This is a genomic window from Bacillus sp. AFS015802 (assembly GCF_002561455.1).
Classification (GTDB): Bacteria; Bacillota; Bacilli; order Bacillales; family Bacillaceae_B; genus Rossellomorea.
In genome coordinates, this window is the sequence record NZ_NTUP01000070.1 from 40,586 (window position 1) to 56,989 (window position 16,404).

The 16,404-nt window shown below is 42.4% G+C and carries 16 protein-coding genes; 9 read left to right on the forward strand and 7 right to left on the reverse strand.

The window, feature by feature from the left end; all coding sequences use genetic code 11:
* Positions 1-125: 125 nt before the first annotated feature.
* The 6 genes from CN378_RS21145 to CN378_RS21170 all read right to left on the reverse strand — a co-directional run bounded on the left by CN378_RS21145 (position 126) and on the right by CN378_RS21170 (position 8,332).
* Positions 126-2,282, reverse strand: a complete 2,157-nt coding sequence (locus tag CN378_RS21145) for an MMPL family transporter (protein ID WP_098354479.1) — start codon at positions 2,280-2,282, stop codon at positions 126-128.
* A gap of 149 nt (positions 2,283-2,431) precedes the next feature.
* The gene (locus CN378_RS21150; protein ID WP_098354480.1) at positions 2,432-2,968 is read right to left on the reverse strand and encodes a D-glycero-alpha-D-manno-heptose-1,7-bisphosphate 7-phosphatase; all 537 of its coding nucleotides are present in this window, start codon (positions 2,966-2,968) and stop codon (positions 2,432-2,434) included.
* Positions 2,969-3,113: 145 nt separating this feature from the next.
* Complete coding sequence (locus tag CN378_RS21155; RefSeq protein WP_098354481.1) at positions 3,114-4,304, reverse strand: class I SAM-dependent rRNA methyltransferase; 1,191 nt, start codon at positions 4,302-4,304, stop codon at positions 3,114-3,116.
* Positions 4,305-4,423: 119 nt separating this feature from the next.
* Positions 4,424-5,260 (reverse strand): alpha/beta hydrolase, encoded by an 837-nt coding sequence (locus tag CN378_RS21160; protein WP_179885017.1) that lies wholly within the window; start codon positions 5,258-5,260, stop codon positions 4,424-4,426.
* Positions 5,261-5,475: 215 nt separating this feature from the next.
* Positions 5,476-6,708 carry an aminopeptidase gene (locus tag CN378_RS21165; RefSeq protein WP_098354483.1) on the reverse strand — a complete coding sequence of 411 codons (1,233 nt, stop codon included), beginning with the start codon at positions 6,706-6,708 and terminating at the stop codon, positions 5,476-5,478.
* Between the two features lie 367 nt (positions 6,709-7,075).
* Positions 7,076-8,332 (reverse strand): helix-turn-helix transcriptional regulator, encoded by a 1,257-nt coding sequence (locus CN378_RS21170; protein WP_098354484.1) that lies wholly within the window; start codon positions 8,330-8,332, stop codon positions 7,076-7,078.
* Positions 8,333-8,560: 228 nt separating this feature from the next.
* On the opposite strand from CN378_RS21170, the gene ltaE reads away from it, so the two are divergent.
* Entirely contained in the window at positions 8,561-9,580 is a 1,020-nt protein-coding gene (ltaE, locus tag CN378_RS21175; protein ID WP_098354578.1) for a low-specificity L-threonine aldolase, read from the forward strand.
* A 48-nt stretch (positions 9,581-9,628) separates the two neighbouring features.
* Here the strand turns inward: ltaE and CN378_RS21180 are convergent, their stop codons facing one another.
* Entirely contained in the window at positions 9,629-9,964 is a 336-nt protein-coding gene (locus CN378_RS21180; protein ID WP_098354485.1) for a DUF2680 domain-containing protein, read from the reverse strand.
* A gap of 126 nt (positions 9,965-10,090) precedes the next feature.
* Here CN378_RS21180 and CN378_RS21185 point away from each other — a divergent pair, with 126 nt between their 5' ends.
* From CN378_RS21185 to CN378_RS21220, 8 genes are all read left to right on the forward strand, one after another.
* Positions 10,091-10,495 carry a sporulation protein gene (locus CN378_RS21185; protein WP_098354486.1) on the forward strand — a complete coding sequence of 135 codons (405 nt, stop codon included), beginning with the start codon at positions 10,091-10,093 and terminating at the stop codon, positions 10,493-10,495.
* A gap of 203 nt (positions 10,496-10,698) precedes the next feature.
* Entirely contained in the window at positions 10,699-12,438 is a 1,740-nt protein-coding gene (locus CN378_RS21190) for a carbon starvation CstA family protein (protein WP_098354487.1), read from the forward strand.
* A gap of 69 nt (positions 12,439-12,507) precedes the next feature.
* Entirely contained in the window at positions 12,508-12,777 is a 270-nt protein-coding gene (locus CN378_RS21195; protein ID WP_098354488.1) for a cory-CC-star protein, read from the forward strand.
* Positions 12,778-12,798: 21 nt separating this feature from the next.
* Entirely contained in the window at positions 12,799-13,761 is a 963-nt protein-coding gene (locus CN378_RS21200; protein WP_098354489.1) for an ArsA family ATPase, read from the forward strand.
* A 130-nt stretch (positions 13,762-13,891) separates the two neighbouring features.
* A complete protein-coding gene (locus CN378_RS21205) occupies positions 13,892-15,145 on the forward strand; it encodes a M24 family metallopeptidase (RefSeq protein ID WP_098354490.1) in 1,254 nt (417 codons plus the stop codon).
* A 151-nt stretch (positions 15,146-15,296) separates the two neighbouring features.
* Positions 15,297-15,557, forward strand: a complete 261-nt coding sequence (locus tag CN378_RS21210) for a metal-sensitive transcriptional regulator (protein ID WP_098354491.1) — start codon at positions 15,297-15,299, stop codon at positions 15,555-15,557.
* An 82-nt stretch (positions 15,558-15,639) separates the two neighbouring features.
* Positions 15,640-15,867 (forward strand): sulfurtransferase TusA family protein, encoded by a 228-nt coding sequence (locus tag CN378_RS21215; RefSeq protein ID WP_098354492.1) that lies wholly within the window; start codon positions 15,640-15,642, stop codon positions 15,865-15,867.
* A 52-nt stretch (positions 15,868-15,919) separates the two neighbouring features.
* Positions 15,920-16,399, forward strand: a complete 480-nt coding sequence (locus CN378_RS21220) for a DsrE/DsrF/DrsH-like family protein (protein ID WP_098354493.1) — start codon at positions 15,920-15,922, stop codon at positions 16,397-16,399.
* Positions 16,400-16,404: the final 5 nt, after the last annotated feature.

The window sequence follows — 16,404 nt, forward strand, 5'->3', positions numbered from 1 at the left end:
TTTGAAAACGATAAAACGGACAGCGCCCATAAATAAACACCCTGATATTTGTTGCAGCATCAGGGTGCTTTTAAAGATAATTTGGTTTTATTTTCATGATCCATAAAAAAGTTCAGAACCTCTGGCTAAGAGGCCTTCTCTGCTTTCATCTCCTGTTTTCCCTTCTTTGTAAAAGGCATCCACCAGTTCCAGTCGCCAAGGAGCTTCATTAAAGAGGGAACCAGTATCATCCGGACGATGGTTGCATCTATGAAAATGGCAATGGCTATCCCAACCCCTATTTGTTTAACGGGCATCACACCTGTAAAGGCGAAGGCACCCGTTATGACAATCATGATAAGTGCGGCAGAAGTGATGATTTTACTTGTTGAAGTAAGACCTTCAATCGTAGAACGTGTATTGTCTCCCGTTTCTTGGTATATTTCATGAATCCTTGAGATGAGGAAAACCTCATAGTCCATACTAAGGCCGAAAACAAGGCTGAATACCAATACAGGGAGCACTAGGGCAATATCAGATTCGGGAATTCCGAAATGACCACCCTGAAAAATCCAGACTAAAATTCCGAACGTCGATGTCAGACTGATGATATTCATCAATATGGCTTTCAAAGGAATGATGACGGAGCGGAAGGCCACCATCAAAATTAGATAGGTTGAGCCTAAAATAATGAACAGGCATAGTCCTATTTTCTGATAGATTTCATCAAATATTTCCTGATTGAATTTTGCCTGTCCTCCAAAGAGAAGGGGGCGGGTCCATTCTTTTTGACTCCAATCATTCATCAATTCCTTAGCTTCGGGTGAGGATGAATCCAAGGACAAGTGCACAGGAATCAGTGCCTTGTCTCCTTGAATGAATGTATTCAAGGCAGGTTCCAGCTTCTTCTTTGATTCCGGCTGTTGAAGGGCACCTGATAATTTCTCCGGAGAGTCGATATTGGTGGCTCCGAAGATGGAATCCACCGATGTAACAGCGGATTCCACCTGTATTTCCGAAATGATTTCATTCAGATCTTCGAGCCCTTCTTTGGTGGTCCAGCTATCTTCCCGTTCTGCAATCACATACACCGTACTGCCTTCATCTGTCTTGAACTCCTTTTGAATGGTGTCCATGGCCTGACGGGATTCGAAAGCAGTAGGTAAAGCTTCCTTATCAGGAATAGCAAGTTTCATAGACTGAACAGGCAAGATACCGATCACTAAAACAATCAGTGCGAGGAGTGCCAGAGTCACGGGTCTTTTCATGACAAACCCGGCAAATACCCTCCATTTCCCGCGGGCATTCTTCTTCTGTTTAATCAACATCCATTTATTTATGGAATTGCCTAGAAGCAAGAGAACCGATGGGAGAAGGGAAAGGGCAGACACAACTGCAAGCATGACGACAACCATTCCTCCAATGGCGATGGTCTGGAAGATATCGATTTCAATTAGCATCATTGCTCCTAAACCGATAAATACACAGACCGCAGAAAAAATGATCGATCTTCCTGCTGTGTTGATCGTGGTTTGGATCGCTTCCGGGATCGATCTTGTAGACAATTCTTCACGATAGCGATTGATGAAAAGAAGTGAAAAGTCAATGCTCAATGCAAGACCGATCATAGGGACCACATTCAATAAGAAAACAGAGAGATCCATGCTGCCTCCGATCAAGGCGAGGATACCAAAGGCCGTTACAACCGTTATAAGACCAATGACAACGGGAACGACCGAAGCAATAACCGAGCCGAATGCGAATAGGAGGACAAGCAGGGCGAAAGGTAAACCGATCAGTTCCGCACGTTTTAAATCATCCTGACTGGCCTTGTTAATATCGGAACTAATAATGGGAGCCCCCGTTAATGATTGCCCGGGATTCTCTTTAATAAGTTTTTCTATTTTTTTTGTCTCGCTTGAAACATCGGATTGATCAAAAGATAAAACCGCGTAAGCCACGTCATCACTCATTAATTTTTGATCTTCGAGTGGTGACTGGATAGAAGAAGTAACGTCCAGGTTTTCCACTTTTTCAAGGGTTTCTTTAATGGTTGTATCGAACTCTTTGGCAGATTGGGAATCCTGCTTTTCCATGAGTAAAAGGATAGATGATTCCGGAAAATCGAACGTCGCGGTCAATTCCTCATTCACCATTTCGAATTGCCCATCCGTCCTGAAACCATCTCCACCTAATATGGAAGGTAAATCAGTAGCGAAATATCCCAAAAAACCAGCTGCAATGAACCATACCACTATGATCCACTTATGGAAAAGGGTAATTCCTTTACCAATCAGATTCATCTCATCACACTCCTTTATTGAAACTGCCAAATACGAATTTATGTTATTTCCATGACTTCATATGAGAAAAATGAATCACTTATTTAGTTTAATTGGTGAACTGATCATGTGCAATAACTAAATGTTCGGAGTGAGCAGCGCATTACACCTTACGCATTACTGTTGTTGATGATGAATTCTGATGCGGTCAATAAATCAGGAAATATGTAATCAGCGTTATATGTTGAAGAAGAGCTGTCGTTAAGTAAGATAGTCGTGCAGCCAGCTTTGTGTCCTGCTTCTATATCTACATCTCGATCACCGACCATAAAGGAAGACCCGAGATCAATGTCGTATTTCTCCGCCAGTCCGAGAAGCATCCCGGGCTCAGGCTTTCTGCATGTACATCCAGCATGGGGCTTATGAGTGCAGCAGGATACTTCCTGAATGATTCCGCCTGCTTTCTCAATTTCCTTCACCATGTAATCGTGGATGGAGTGGAGCTCATCATGGGAAAGATAGCCTAAACCAACGCCACCTTGATTCGTAACGACAAAAAGAAGGAAGCCGGACTGGGATAAGGCTTTGGTGGCTTCCGGAACTCCCTTCAGGAAATAAAATTGATCTGGCCGGTTGACGAACCTGACTCTGTTGGTTTTTACCTCATTAATAACACCATCACGATCAAGAAAAACAGCTTTTTTCATCATGAATCCTCCTTTTTCGATATTTTTCACCAGTCATTCGGTAATTATGTCGCTTCTTGCGGTTTCCGAGGAAATAATGACAGAGTATTCTGTCATTTGTCTGGAATGGGAGGGACGGACCATGAATAAGGTCCGTCCCTAACCATTATAATTTCCGGATAAAGGCGACTTTTAAGTAATCGCCCTGCTTGTATTGACTGAGGGTTTTGAAATCTTCGGGAAGAGTGTATTCTTCGAGTATTTTATATTTCCCATTGGTTTCGTTGAAGGCTGTTTCGATAAAGCTTTTGAATTTCTTCATATTAAAGGTACTGCAATTTGTGGAAGCCACGATGGTCCCATTTTTTTCGGTGATGGCAATGGCTTCTTTCAACAGGTCTTTATAATCTTTGGCGGCACTGAATGTATGCTTTTTTGACCGGGCAAAACTTGGTGGATCCAATATCACTAAATCGAATGAAAGTTCTTTCTTAACGGCATATTTGAAGTATTTAAAGACATCTTCAACAATGATGTTTTGAGCTTCATAATCAATCCCGTTTATGCTGAACTGTTCAATCGTTTTGCTTAAGCTGCGGTTAGCGAGGTCTACACTTGTGGTGTGGGCTGCGCCACCGAGAGCTGCAAATACAGAAAAGGCCCCGGTGTAGGAGAATGTATTCAATACCCGCTTGCCTTCTGAGTACGCTTCCCTAATGCGTTTCCTGACTTCGCGTTGATCAAGAAATACACCCACCATGGCACCATCATTTAAATAAATGGCGAATTGCACGCCATTTTCTTTTACGAGGATAGGGAATGAAGGGCGGGTACCTTCTACGAAATCATCATCATCGACGTATTTTCCTTCCTGGGCAAACCGTTTTTTCTGGTATATTCCCTTATAATCTGTCAATTCCCGTAAGGATTCCATTACTTCTTCATGAAAAGAATAGGCCCCTTTTGAGTACCATTGAATGAGATAATATCCATCAAAGTAGTCAATGGTAATTCCGCCGAATCCATCTCCTTCTCCATTAAATACCCTGAATGCAGTAGTATCTTCACTATAGAAGAAGTGAAGGCGTTGATTGATGGCAGCTTGTATTTTTTTATGGATGAACTCCTGATCGATCTCTTCGTGTTCTTTCCAGCTCAGGAGCCAGCCGAGTCCTTTATTCTGGATCCCGCAGTACCCTCTCGCGATAAAGCGACCCTGGGTGTCAACCAGCTTAAGAATGTCACCTTCCTGCATATTACCCACTGCAGAGACATTTTCTTTATTTAAGAGAGGAAACCCTTTCTGAAATTGTTGTATGTATTTGGGGTTTGCTTGCACGACTTTTTCTTTTGTCATTCTACTCATCCTAACCTGTTGGTCTAGTCTTGTGTAGTATAGAACGTAAAGGAAGTTTCTGCAACCGCATAAAAAAATCCCCCTTACGAAGCGATCGGAAGAGGGAAGGCCTTATTCGTTCATTTACTCCACAGAAAATCGCCCACGAGGCGGTCCACTTTAATCGTCTCATGCAGCCCGCTATGAGAAATCGATGGATCATACACTACTTTGGTCTGAAAAGGATTTTTTTCGAAAAGTGATTGGCTTCCTGTGGCACTTAGGACGTTTACGACATCATCACCCGACCCTGCAATCGACAAGACCTTCATTTCAGATGGGATGAGATGACGATTAATGTACAATTCCTCTAATGCGTGTGATTCAGGTTTTAAATCAATGACCGCTGCACCGGTATTGATTTGATCATACGATTCCTTCGTGACACCCTGAAAAGGCGTAGCGATCGTAATGAATTTATGGGTTTCCGGGACAAAAGAGGACTCACTTGTATTCTCGAGATATTTCGTCGCCGCAAGGCCACCCATGGAATGTGCCACGATATTGACGGATGGGACATCGTATTGATGATGCAATAGCTTCATGGCATTTTCCAGCCAAATCGCTTGTTTATCCAAGGAAGCACGGTTGTCTTCAAAGATGACTTGCACAAGGGGAGGCGAGGTCGGGTTTTTAGGTAGTGCCCCTTTGTACGTGACACTGCCTGATGAAGCCACTGAGATTTCCAACGTTTTTTGACCCCAGCCATGCCTATTCTCAAAACGGTCCAGCATCGTTCTGAAAGAATTATATGTACCTTTATATCCGTGCACGAATACGGTGGGGTATTTCTCCTCGGTGGTTAAAGGCTTTTCACTGGACTGCACGTTGGTTGTGCGAAATATCGTATATAAAGTGAAGAAGGCGACGATGAAGAGGCCACTCCAGAAAAATGATCGTTTAGACTTTACTGACAAGAAAATCGCTCCTTTAAAAAGGTATACCTCTATTGTAAGGGATTCGTGAAGTATTGAATATGTTAAAAAAGAAATTTATTTGTCATATTATATGTAAGTTTTACCACTAATGGTACTATATTTCTATATTTCATAAGGATGGACGCTTTCCATAAGAAAAAGGCTTAAATGTGTCATTTAAGCCTTCCGCGTTAGTTTGCCAAGAATATCAAAAATTAAACCCAATCACCGGACTTGAAGATCGGTTCAATCGTACCGTCTTCTTTCTCACCGTCAATATCCAATTCAGATGAACCGATCATGAAATCAACATGGACCATGCTTTCGTTAAAACCTATTTCCTCAAGCTCTTCAGCCGTCAATGACCTTCCGTCTTTTACACACACAGTCAGCGCTCTGCCCAGTGCGATGTGACAGGATGCATTTTCATCAAAGAGGGTGTTATTGAAAATGATGTTCGTGTTGGAAATAGGGGAATCATGGGGCACCAGTGCGACCTCACCTAAATAGGATGCGCCTTCATCCGTCTCGAGCAGATTCTTCAAGGTTTCATATCCTTCTTCAGCCGTGAATTCCACCACTTTACCCTCTTTGAAGGTTAACGAAAAATCCTTGATAAGAGTGCCGCTATAATTAAGGGGCTTTGTACTTGTCACCACACCATTAACGCCATGTTTAACCGGTATGGAAAACACTTCTTCCGTTGGGAGATTCGGTACGAATGGAACCCCCTTATCATTGGTGAACTCTGCACTGATCCACTTGGTCCTAGGATGGAATTCAATGGTCAGATCCGTTCCCGGTCCCTTATAATGAAGTTTTTTATAGTTTCCTTCATTTAAGCGCTTTGCGTTTTTATTCAGTTCATTGATATGAGTTTCCCATAATTCGACGGTATTTTCCTGATCCGTCCGTGTTGTATAAAAAATGTTCTCCCATAGTTTATTAAATGCATCTTCTTGAGACAACTCGGGGAAAACCGTTTGAGCCCATTCCATAGTCGGAATGGCAGCGATCAACCAGCTGATCTTGCCTCCACCGATATAAGCTGAAAAGTCCTTCATCGCTTCAGCCGAGGTCCTGTTCAACATTGCGACGCGAGTTGGATCAGCATCTCTTAAAAGAGATGGATTGGGGGCAGCCAGATTTAATAATGCGACATTATTTTCTGCCATTTCAATGTATCCCTTTGCTTTCCATCCGGGAAACGCTTTCAAACCATCGTCTGAAGAACTCTCCAGGCGGATCTTTTTCAGCTCATCATCATAGAAATCCGTTAACACATTCAGCGCACCTGCTTCATATGCTTTCCCGGTAACCAGGCGAACGAACTCGTACGCCGTGACGGGTGCTGAAATCACCAGCTCCTGACCCTTTTGCAGATTCAATCCGACCTGTACAATCAGGTCTGCATATCTTTCTAAGTTTTTCTCGAAATGTTGATTCACTTGTAATCCTCCTTAAATATGTATTCAATATTAACTATATCTCTTTTGTCAGAAAATTTCATTGAATAATTTCGTACCGATCCTGGAGAGTGATGAATGAAAACAACCGTCGTAACATGAAATCAACACTTGAATTGAATCGCCATTAAGGTTTCTTGTGGATATACCCCATTAAGGAAGGGATCAGCCTGAGTAGAAAAAGGACCGGTCCTATAAAAGGCCGGTCCAGTGCAAGATTACAGTTTACTTGAGAACGGTGGGAATTCTTCTTCATTGGAATTCGTTACGACCACACCGGCAAGGGCCATAGCGGTAAGACTGGTGATGATCAATAATTTTTTCACTTTTTTCATCTATTTTCACCTCCCTATAAAGTCAGCATTCCTTCATAAATCACATTGGCTTCATTTAGATGAAAAGCAGCCAATTTATATTTTCTAACCCCCTGGTAATAGTGTCCAAGGAATTTAGAATACTCAGCATATAATAGAAGAGAGCCGTTTTTTTTGAAGAAGGGGAGGGCATACTCCTTCATGAACTTCTCAAATCCATTAGGGAATTCTTTTAAAGCAAATTGGTAGTATGATAACTGATAGAATTTTTCAGGGTACCTTTCTTTTGAACATAGCTCCAACCCTTTAGGTAACCAGAATTGAACATCATGAAACTGATTCAATTTATAATATTCCTTGACCAGGGAGAGGATTGAATAGAGTCTGCCTTCTTCGTCGGACCCTTTTAATTCGATGCTTCTCAAATAATGCTGGATGGCCTCTTCACTCTTATTCATAAAGGATTTAAGATATCCGAGATTTTGCTCTACCTTTGAATGTAAGGAGGTATACTGAATGGTGTGAGCAATAAAATTGGCCCATTCATAATGCTTCAAGGCCTCCTCGCTATAGCGGATCCTCCTGTAGCAAATGCCCAATAGTAAATGTACCTCGGCGCACCTTTTTTGATAATATACCCCCTGGAAGATCGAAAGGGATTTTTCACCGTAATAAATGGCTAAACGATACATATTTAAACGTGTGAGGACTAAGCTGAATAGATAAAATAAATCCGCTCTTTCTTCTTCGTTCACCACATTACCAAGCACATAATAAGTTTCGGCTTCTTTCAATTCTCCTTTGGCTCTTTCGTATTCTTCAATCAGGTAATAATAATTCCCTTTATACTTGTGATAGTAAAATTTCAGCGTGTCGGTAAGTTCCTTATAATTCGATTGGATATGCAGCATGTGCTTCAAACCTTCGGCAAGATTGCCCTCTAATAACTGAACGCGGAAGCAGAGAATCCTGTAAAATAAATGGGCCATTAGTTCATCTGTCTGTTCAAGATCTCTTCGGATGATTTGGTGAATGGACTGTGCTTCCTCCGACTTATTCCAAAGCAATGCATGATTCCATTTCTCGAGAAGCTTATTCAAATGATCCGGGCGCTCAAGTGGCTGATTCACACCCAATCGTTCACAAAGCAATTGTATGACGTCATTTGAAGGGGTCACCTGATTGTTTTCCAGCTTGGAAAGGTAGGATACCGAAATGATGCCTTTAGATAAATCTTCTTGTGTGAGTTTTCGTTTGATTCTGTGAAAACGGATTTTAGAACCGATCGTCATTTGAACCTTCTCCTCTGACAGGGCATTAGACTCTGACCTGCGGATCAGATTAATAAAATAGTAACATAAATATATCTGGAAAGTTTAGAATATTCCTATAATTATAATTTTTAGTAGGCATTTGGTAGGGTGTTTTGTTCACTACCGTTGCATTCTATCTGAAACCTCCACGGTTGTGATTCCTTTGTTATAATGAATTCAGTGAATGTTTAGAGGAGGATTCCCATGATGATTGACTTGCGAAGTGATACGGTAACAAAACCAACAGAGGAAATGAGAAGGGCAGCTTATGAGGCAGAAGTAGGGGATGATGTGTATGGTGAAGACCCGACCGTCCAAAGGCTCGAAAAGGAAGCGGCACGAATCCTTGGCAAGGAGGAGGCGTTATTTGTCACCAGCGGTACGCAGGGTAACCAAATTGCCGTATTGACCCACACGCGACCGGGAAATGAAATTCTATTAGAAACGAATTCGCATATTTTTTACTATGAATCAGGTGCAGTTGCGGCTCTGGCAGGTGTTCAAACACGTACCATCACAGGAAAAGATGGCGAGATGGATCCTAAGGATGTAGAAGATGCCATTCGCGGGGAGGATCAGCATTTTCCGGAAACGGGCTTGATTTGTCTGGAAAATACACATAACCGTGCCGGGGGGGCGATTGTCTCCCCCGAGAATATGCGCGCCATCCATTCCATCGCCAAGGAACACTCCATTCCTGTCCATGTTGACGGAGCGCGGCTCTTTAATGCCGTTGCTGCCAGTGGCAGAGATGTCAGGGAGTTCACGGATCATTGCGATACCGTTCAAATATGTTTATCTAAAGGCTTGGGCGCTCCAGTTGGTTCCATCATCGCAGGTGGTCAAAGCTTTATTGGACGGGCTCGAAAATGGAGGAAACGATTGGGAGGGGGAATGAGACAAACCGGCATCGTTGCCGCTCCGGGATTGATCGCTTTGACCACCATGAGGGAACGATTAAAGGAAGATCATGAGAAAGCAAAAGTACTGAAGGAATCGATTCTGGAAAGTAAAGGTATCGCGGTCATCAATCAAGTGGATACTAATATCGTAGTGGCCGATGTAACCGGCACAGGGATGAAGGCAGCAGAATTTGTAGAGGATTTGGAGAAGAGAGGGATATTGGCGGTGACCTTTGGACCTACCCTTGTACGTTTCACCACTCATTATGATGTAACGATGGATGACGTGCAGGAGGTTTCCCGTTTACTAAGGGAGAATTTTTAGCCAGGACGCCCATTGATAGCTTGAAAGGGCAAAACTCGCCCTTTTTGATTATTCCTTGTGATCGAGCTGCTTTCCATGATGAGGATGTGGTTGCCATCTCATCATGTAGCCATTTTCTTTCAGCTTTTGATGTTTTTCTTCCATCATCTTCAGTACTTTGTCGCCTTGTTCTTTGGAAAAGACACCGAACTCTACATATTTCTTTACCAGTTCTTTCTTAGTCAAATACATTTGTTCGTGCAATTTACCAAGCTCTGCTTTTTGTTGTTCTGTCAGCTTCACTTGTTGCTCAGGCGTTTGTCCTTGACCTTCTGCAGAAGCAAAAGTACTGAAACTAAGGCAGATGATGAGGACGGCTGCGATTGATACCACCATTTTTTTCATATATGTTCCCTCCTTTCCGAAGATTCTCTCATATTCTTCGCGAAATGTTAGCAGAATATGTAAGAGTGGACGGATTAGAGAAGAAATTGATAGTATAACAAGTAATAGAACGAGGGGGTTTGATCGATGTTAAATAAATTTTTGTCGAGTATCGGGATAGGTCATGTCAAAGTAGATACTGTTGTGCATACACCCGAGATTTCACCGGGGGATCATATCAGGGGGGAGGTCGTCTTGATGGGTGGGATGGCCGATCAGCCGGTGAATGAAGTTCAATTATTACTTCTCCTTAAGTATGAAGAAGATAAAAAGGATAGCGATTTTTCTTATCACGAAAAAGATTTGGACACGATTACATTAGACAAGATTGGGACAATAAGGGCCGGTGAGGAAAAACGGATACCATTTGAATTTCCAACTGATGCAGGACATCCAAAAACCACTGATTCAGAACAAACCATACTAAGGACGACGGTCGATATTCCTCAAGCTGTTGACCCGACAGATGAGGACAGTATAGTGGTCCGATGATTTCCTTGAAAAGGGCCGATTCACGAAGTGAATCGGCCCTTTTCTGTTGGATTTTACTAGTTCCGGGGATATTGGAATCGAAAATAAAAGTACTAAGTTCTTATTGAAATCCATAAAAACCCAATGTAAAATGTAGTAAGCGTATACATTCAAAAAATTCAGAAATTAATTGTGTGCGTATTAAATGATGAGGGAGGAATTTGATGGGAGGAATTTGGTTAGCGGTCATAGGAGGTATTGTATTTTTAATAGGTTATAGATATTATTCTACACTTATTGCGGAAAGAGTGTACAAGCTCGATCCGAATTATGTGACACCTGCCCACCAGTATAAAGATGGTGTCGACTTCGTACCAACGAATAAATTCGTCCTATGGGGTCACCATTTTACATCTGTTGCCGGGGCTGCCCCAATCGTAGGACCGGCTATTGCAGTGTATTGGGGATGGCTTCCGGCTTTTCTTTGGGTGATTTTAGGTACTGTATTCGCGGCAGGCGTCCATGATTTCGGTACCCTTGTTCTTTCGGTCCGAAATAAAGGACAATCCGTCGGTTCTTTAGCGAATAAGCTGATAGGGAAGAGGGCAAAAGTACTTTTTCTATTCATCATTTTAATTCTTGTCTTAATGGTCAATGCGGTTTTCGCATGGGTCATTGCGAATTTATTCATCACGTTTCCGGCGAGTGTCTTATCTGTCTTTATCCAGATTCCGTTGGCGGTATGGATCGGATATTCCGTCTATAAGCGTAATGGAAGCATGTTATTGCCTTCGATCGTGGCCCTTGGCGTGATGTATGCATCGGCTGTCATCGCAAGCCGGGTTGAATTCATGCAAATCGACCTGGTCCGCTATTTCGGGGGACAGGACACATCGTCATTATTTGGGTTAAGCTCAACGAGTATGGCTTTCTTTGTGTGGATTGTGATATTGATGATTTACGTTTACATCGCATCCATTCTCCCCGTATGGAAGCTGTTACAGCCGCGTGATTATATCAATTCACATCAATTGATTGTAGGACTTGGTTTACTCTATCTTGGACTATTGTTCACAAATCCTGAAATCACGGCTCCCATGACCAATGGATCTGCCGATGTATCCTGGTTCCCATTATTATTTATCACGATTGCGTGTGGTGCGATTTCCGGTTTTCATGGGCTGGTTTCATCCGGGACATCGTCAAAGCAGTTGAATAAGGAAACGGATGCCCGCTTTGTTGGTTACTTAGGAGCGGTAGGGGAAGGGGCACTCGCATTGATTGCCATCATTGCCTGTATCACATTTTTCCCGAGTGCTGAAGAATTCAAAGCGACATACAGCGGATTTGCTGCAGCAAGTGGAGCGGGTTTAGGGGTGTTCATTAAAGGGGCAGGACAACTTGCCACAGGAGTGGGGATCCCGGCAGATATTGCGGCGACGATTGTTTCCGTCATTATCGTAAGCTTTGCTGCCACCACATTGGATTCATCTGTTCGCCTCATGAGGTATATCATTTCTGAATTGGGGGAGGAGTACAAAGTACATTCCTTAACCAATGCTCACATTGCGACATCGATCGCAGTGGTATCAAGCGCAGCTTTGACACTTTTGCCTCAAGGTCCTAAAGGCTTTGGCTCGGGGGGGTATCTCCTTTGGCCATTGTTCGGGACATCGAACCAGCTGCTTGCAGGCATCAGTTTACTGCTGATTACCATATGGCTGAAGCGGCAGGGGCGGAATTATCTGGCTACCTTGATCCCGATGGTATTCCTCATGTTTATGACGCTTTGGGCCATGATTCATCAAGTTGTGTTTGAATGGTCAGGAGCCGGAGAATCGGATGGGAATATGCTTTTATTTATCTTTGGAAGCATTATCTTGATATTCACTTTGTGGATTCTCATCACAGCGGCGTCTTCCCTGTCTAAAAAGGGAGATGGCCCTTCACAGTTCTCAGCATAATCATGAAAGAGGGGGACCTTACGTCGGGTCCCCTTTTTATTACATTATAGAGGAATGGAGGATTTCCGCATGAATGCAAGCTTGAGGGAAAGGTTCAAAAGGATAATAGAGCTATATGATGACATGATCCGTCTTCCCCACAAAACGGAGATTGCCAGGGAGTTAAGGGACGAGGAGGATTTATTCTTATTGCTTCTCTACTCGGATATGTTGGGAATACCTAATCCCGTATTTTATTACACACTGGAACTTTATCCATATATGATAGAAAAATTTCATGACTGGCACTTGAGAATGGGGATGGAACAATCCCCCCTTGATGGGATCAGATGCTGTTAAAGCGAAAGGAGGGAGAAAGACATGGATGAATTATTGGAGCAATCCATTTTATTTATAGGAGGAAAAGGGGGAGTCGGGAAATCGACGACTGCCTCGGCACTGGCTGTCATGTTTGCCAGGATGGGAATGAAAACGTTGATTATCTCGACAGATCCCGCTCATAATCTGGGGGATATATTTCATCAGGAAGTCAATGGATACAAGACACCGTTACTGAAAAATTTATGGGGGATCGAAATCGATCCTGATGCAGAAACACGTCTATACATCAACGGAGTAAAAGGGAATCTTAAAGGAATGGTAAAGTCCAATATGGTAAATGAAGTCCACCGGCAAATCGACATGGCCGCCTCTGCACCAGGGGCAGAAGAGGCAGCCCTTTTTGATCGGATCGTTTCAATCATCCTTGAAGAAGACAATGATTTCGATAAAATCATTTTTGACACTGCCCCCACCGGTCACACGATTCGACTATTATCTCTTCCGGAATTAATGGGAGTATGGATGGATGGCATGCTTGAAAGAAGGAAGAAGACAAACAAGAATTACTCTCAGCTTTTGAATGATGGTGAGCCGGTTGAGGATCCGATTTACGATATCCTTCAAAAACGCCGTGAAAAATTTTCAAAAGTAAGAGGGGTAATGCTTGATCGAAAGAAGACTGGCTTTATCTTTGTCCTCATACCCGAAAGGCTGCCGATCCTTGAAACAGAGAAAGCGATTGAATTGATGTCAGGACATTCACTGTCTATTGGGGGGCTGGTCATTAATAAAATCCTTCCAAAGCAAGCCGATGGGGATTTTTTGCAAAAAAGAAGAGATCAGGAAAAAGTTTATTTGCACCTGATGCAGGAGAAGTTCACAGAACAAGCTTTATACAGAGTCCCTCTATTAGAAGAGGATATCTGTTCTCTTTCTCATCTTGAAAAATTTGCAGATTATCTTCAGAAAGCAATATTCGAAGGGGAGGAAGTCTACGAGTAAAAGGGTATACATAGACAGTATGAATGATCATTGGAGAACTTCTTCAATGGTCATTTTCAATTTCGGAAGGGAAAATGTGTGATTTTGTCGAAAGTGTAAAAAAAAACAATATAGTGAGGGAGTAGTCCAAATGAAAAGTGAGAAAAAATATCTACCTGCCATTCTCCCCTTAAAGAAAAGGGAAGAAACACAGAATCGTTGGCTGTTTCATCGACTGAACACACTTTTACCTTCCATAATGAAAAAACACAATGTAGACATGTGGATCACAGTCGGCAGAGAATATAATGAAGATCCTGTCCTGAAGAGTCTTTATCCAGCATCAGTAGACGGGTCGAGAAGATTGACGATCCTCGTGTTCTATTTAGATCTTGGCCAGCACCTCAAAAAGTGGGTGCTGCATCCCAATCCTAATTTTGAACCGTTTTATGAAAGAGCCTGGAATCCTGAAGAGTGTGATCAATGGGAATGTCTTAAACGCCTTGTCGAGGCACATAACCCTGATACCATTGCATTGAATTATTCATCGACATTCGCTGCTGCAGATGGATTGAGTCATTCCTACTACCAACATTTAAGGATGCTATTAGACGAGCACTCACATAAATTCGTATCTGCCCAACATGTGATTGTGGATTGGCTCTCCATCAGATCACCCAAGGAACTAGTGGCTTACCCGACGATTGCAGAGCTTGGTAGAATGATTGCGGAAGAAGCGTTATCAAGCGCCGTGATCCATCCGGGAATCACTACGACTGAAGATGTTGTGGATTGGATACGGCAGCGTGTCCTGGATACAGGTATGGAAACATCTTTTTATCCTACGGTCGATTTGCAAAGAAAAGGCTCTGATATGGACCGGATAGAAGGTGAAATTATTCGTTTTGGCGATATCGTTCATTTGGATTTCGGTATTCTTTATCTCGGTCTGACAACCGATACCCAACAGCTTGCCTATGTCCTCCATCCAGGCGAGGAGGAAGCTCCTGAGGGTCTTCAATCCGCGCTGCAAACCGCTTTAAGGTTCGAGGATATCATAACCGAGGAAATGAAAGTCGGGAGAACTGGAAATGAAGTGTTTCAAGGAGCGATGAAAATGGCAAGAGAGGAAGAAATCGATGCGATGCTCTATTCCCATCCATTAGGGAATCACTGTCATGAAGCAGGTGCGTTGATCGGCTTATACGATCAACAAGCCGATATTCCCATCAGAGGAGATCTGCCTCTAACAGCCAATACCTGCTATGCCATGGAGTTTAATATCAAACAATACATTCCTGAATGGAATCAGATCATCCCCATCTATTTAGAAGAACCTGTCGCCTTCATTCAGAATCGGCTGGAATATATGGCGAAAAGACAAACCACATTCTTTCTGATTTAGTCAGATTATCAATGCACGAAAAGACTGATCGCTGATCGGTCTTTTTATGTTAGTTTGAAAAAAAGTTTGAATACCCCCTTGACTATATACCTTGTAGGGTATATTATGGTGGATGTAGCAAGAAAACAACAAGTAAGCAGGAGGTGTCTGGATGGAATACAATGCACAAATTAAGAATCGGATCAAACGAGTTGAAGGGCAGCTCCGGGGAATTGTTAGAATGATGGAGCAAGGCGAAGATTGTAAAGACGTTATTACGCAACTTTCCGCAGCCAAAACAGCTCTTGACCGTTCCGTAGGCTTAATTGTTAGCATGAATCTTGTTGAGTGCGTACGGGATTCACAAGAGACTGGTGAAAGTACTGAAGACCTTGTAAAAGAAGCAGTGAATTTATTAGTGAAGAGTCGATAAGAAAAAGGGTTGACAACTTTTTTTATATCATATAATATACCCTTATAGGTATTTTAAAACATTATTTTAGGAGGAATTATTAATGAACGCAGATAAAGTATTAGATGCAAAAGGGTTAGCTTGTCCAATGCCGATCGTGAAAACTCGAAAGGCCATCAAAGAAATTGAATCCGGTCAAATTCTGGAGGTTCAAACAACGGATAAGGGTGCAAAGAGTGACCTGACAGCATGGGCTAAATCCACTGGGCATGAATTGCTCGAGTCAAATGAAGAAAATGATGTATTTACATTTTGGATTAAAAAGGGTTAATTTTTTTTGAGGGGGAATATACCCCCTGGAGTAAACAACAGGAGGAGATACAATGTCAGAAAGAAAAACAACCAATATCATTCTCTTTAGCGGAGATTACGATAAAGCGATGGCAGCTTATATCATTGCAAATGGGGCTGCAGCTTACGATCATGACGTAACGATTTTCCATACATTCTGGGGATTGAATGCACTAAGAAAAGAAGAGATGGTACCTATGAAAAAAGGATTTATGGAGAAAATGTTTGGGAAAATGATGCCTCGTGGCGCAGATAAAATGGGATTGTCAAACATGAACTTCATGGGCATGGGTCCCAAAATGATCAAGGGTGTTATGAAGAAGCACAATGCCATGCCTTTACCTGATTTAATTGATATGGCAAGAGAGCAGGACATCAAACTGGTTGCTTGTACCATGACAATGGATTTATTAGGTTTACACAAAGACGAATTATTGGAAGAAATTGAATATGCGGGAGTAGCTGCGTATTTAGCGGATGCTGAAAATGGAAACGTGAACTTATTCATCTAAATTTT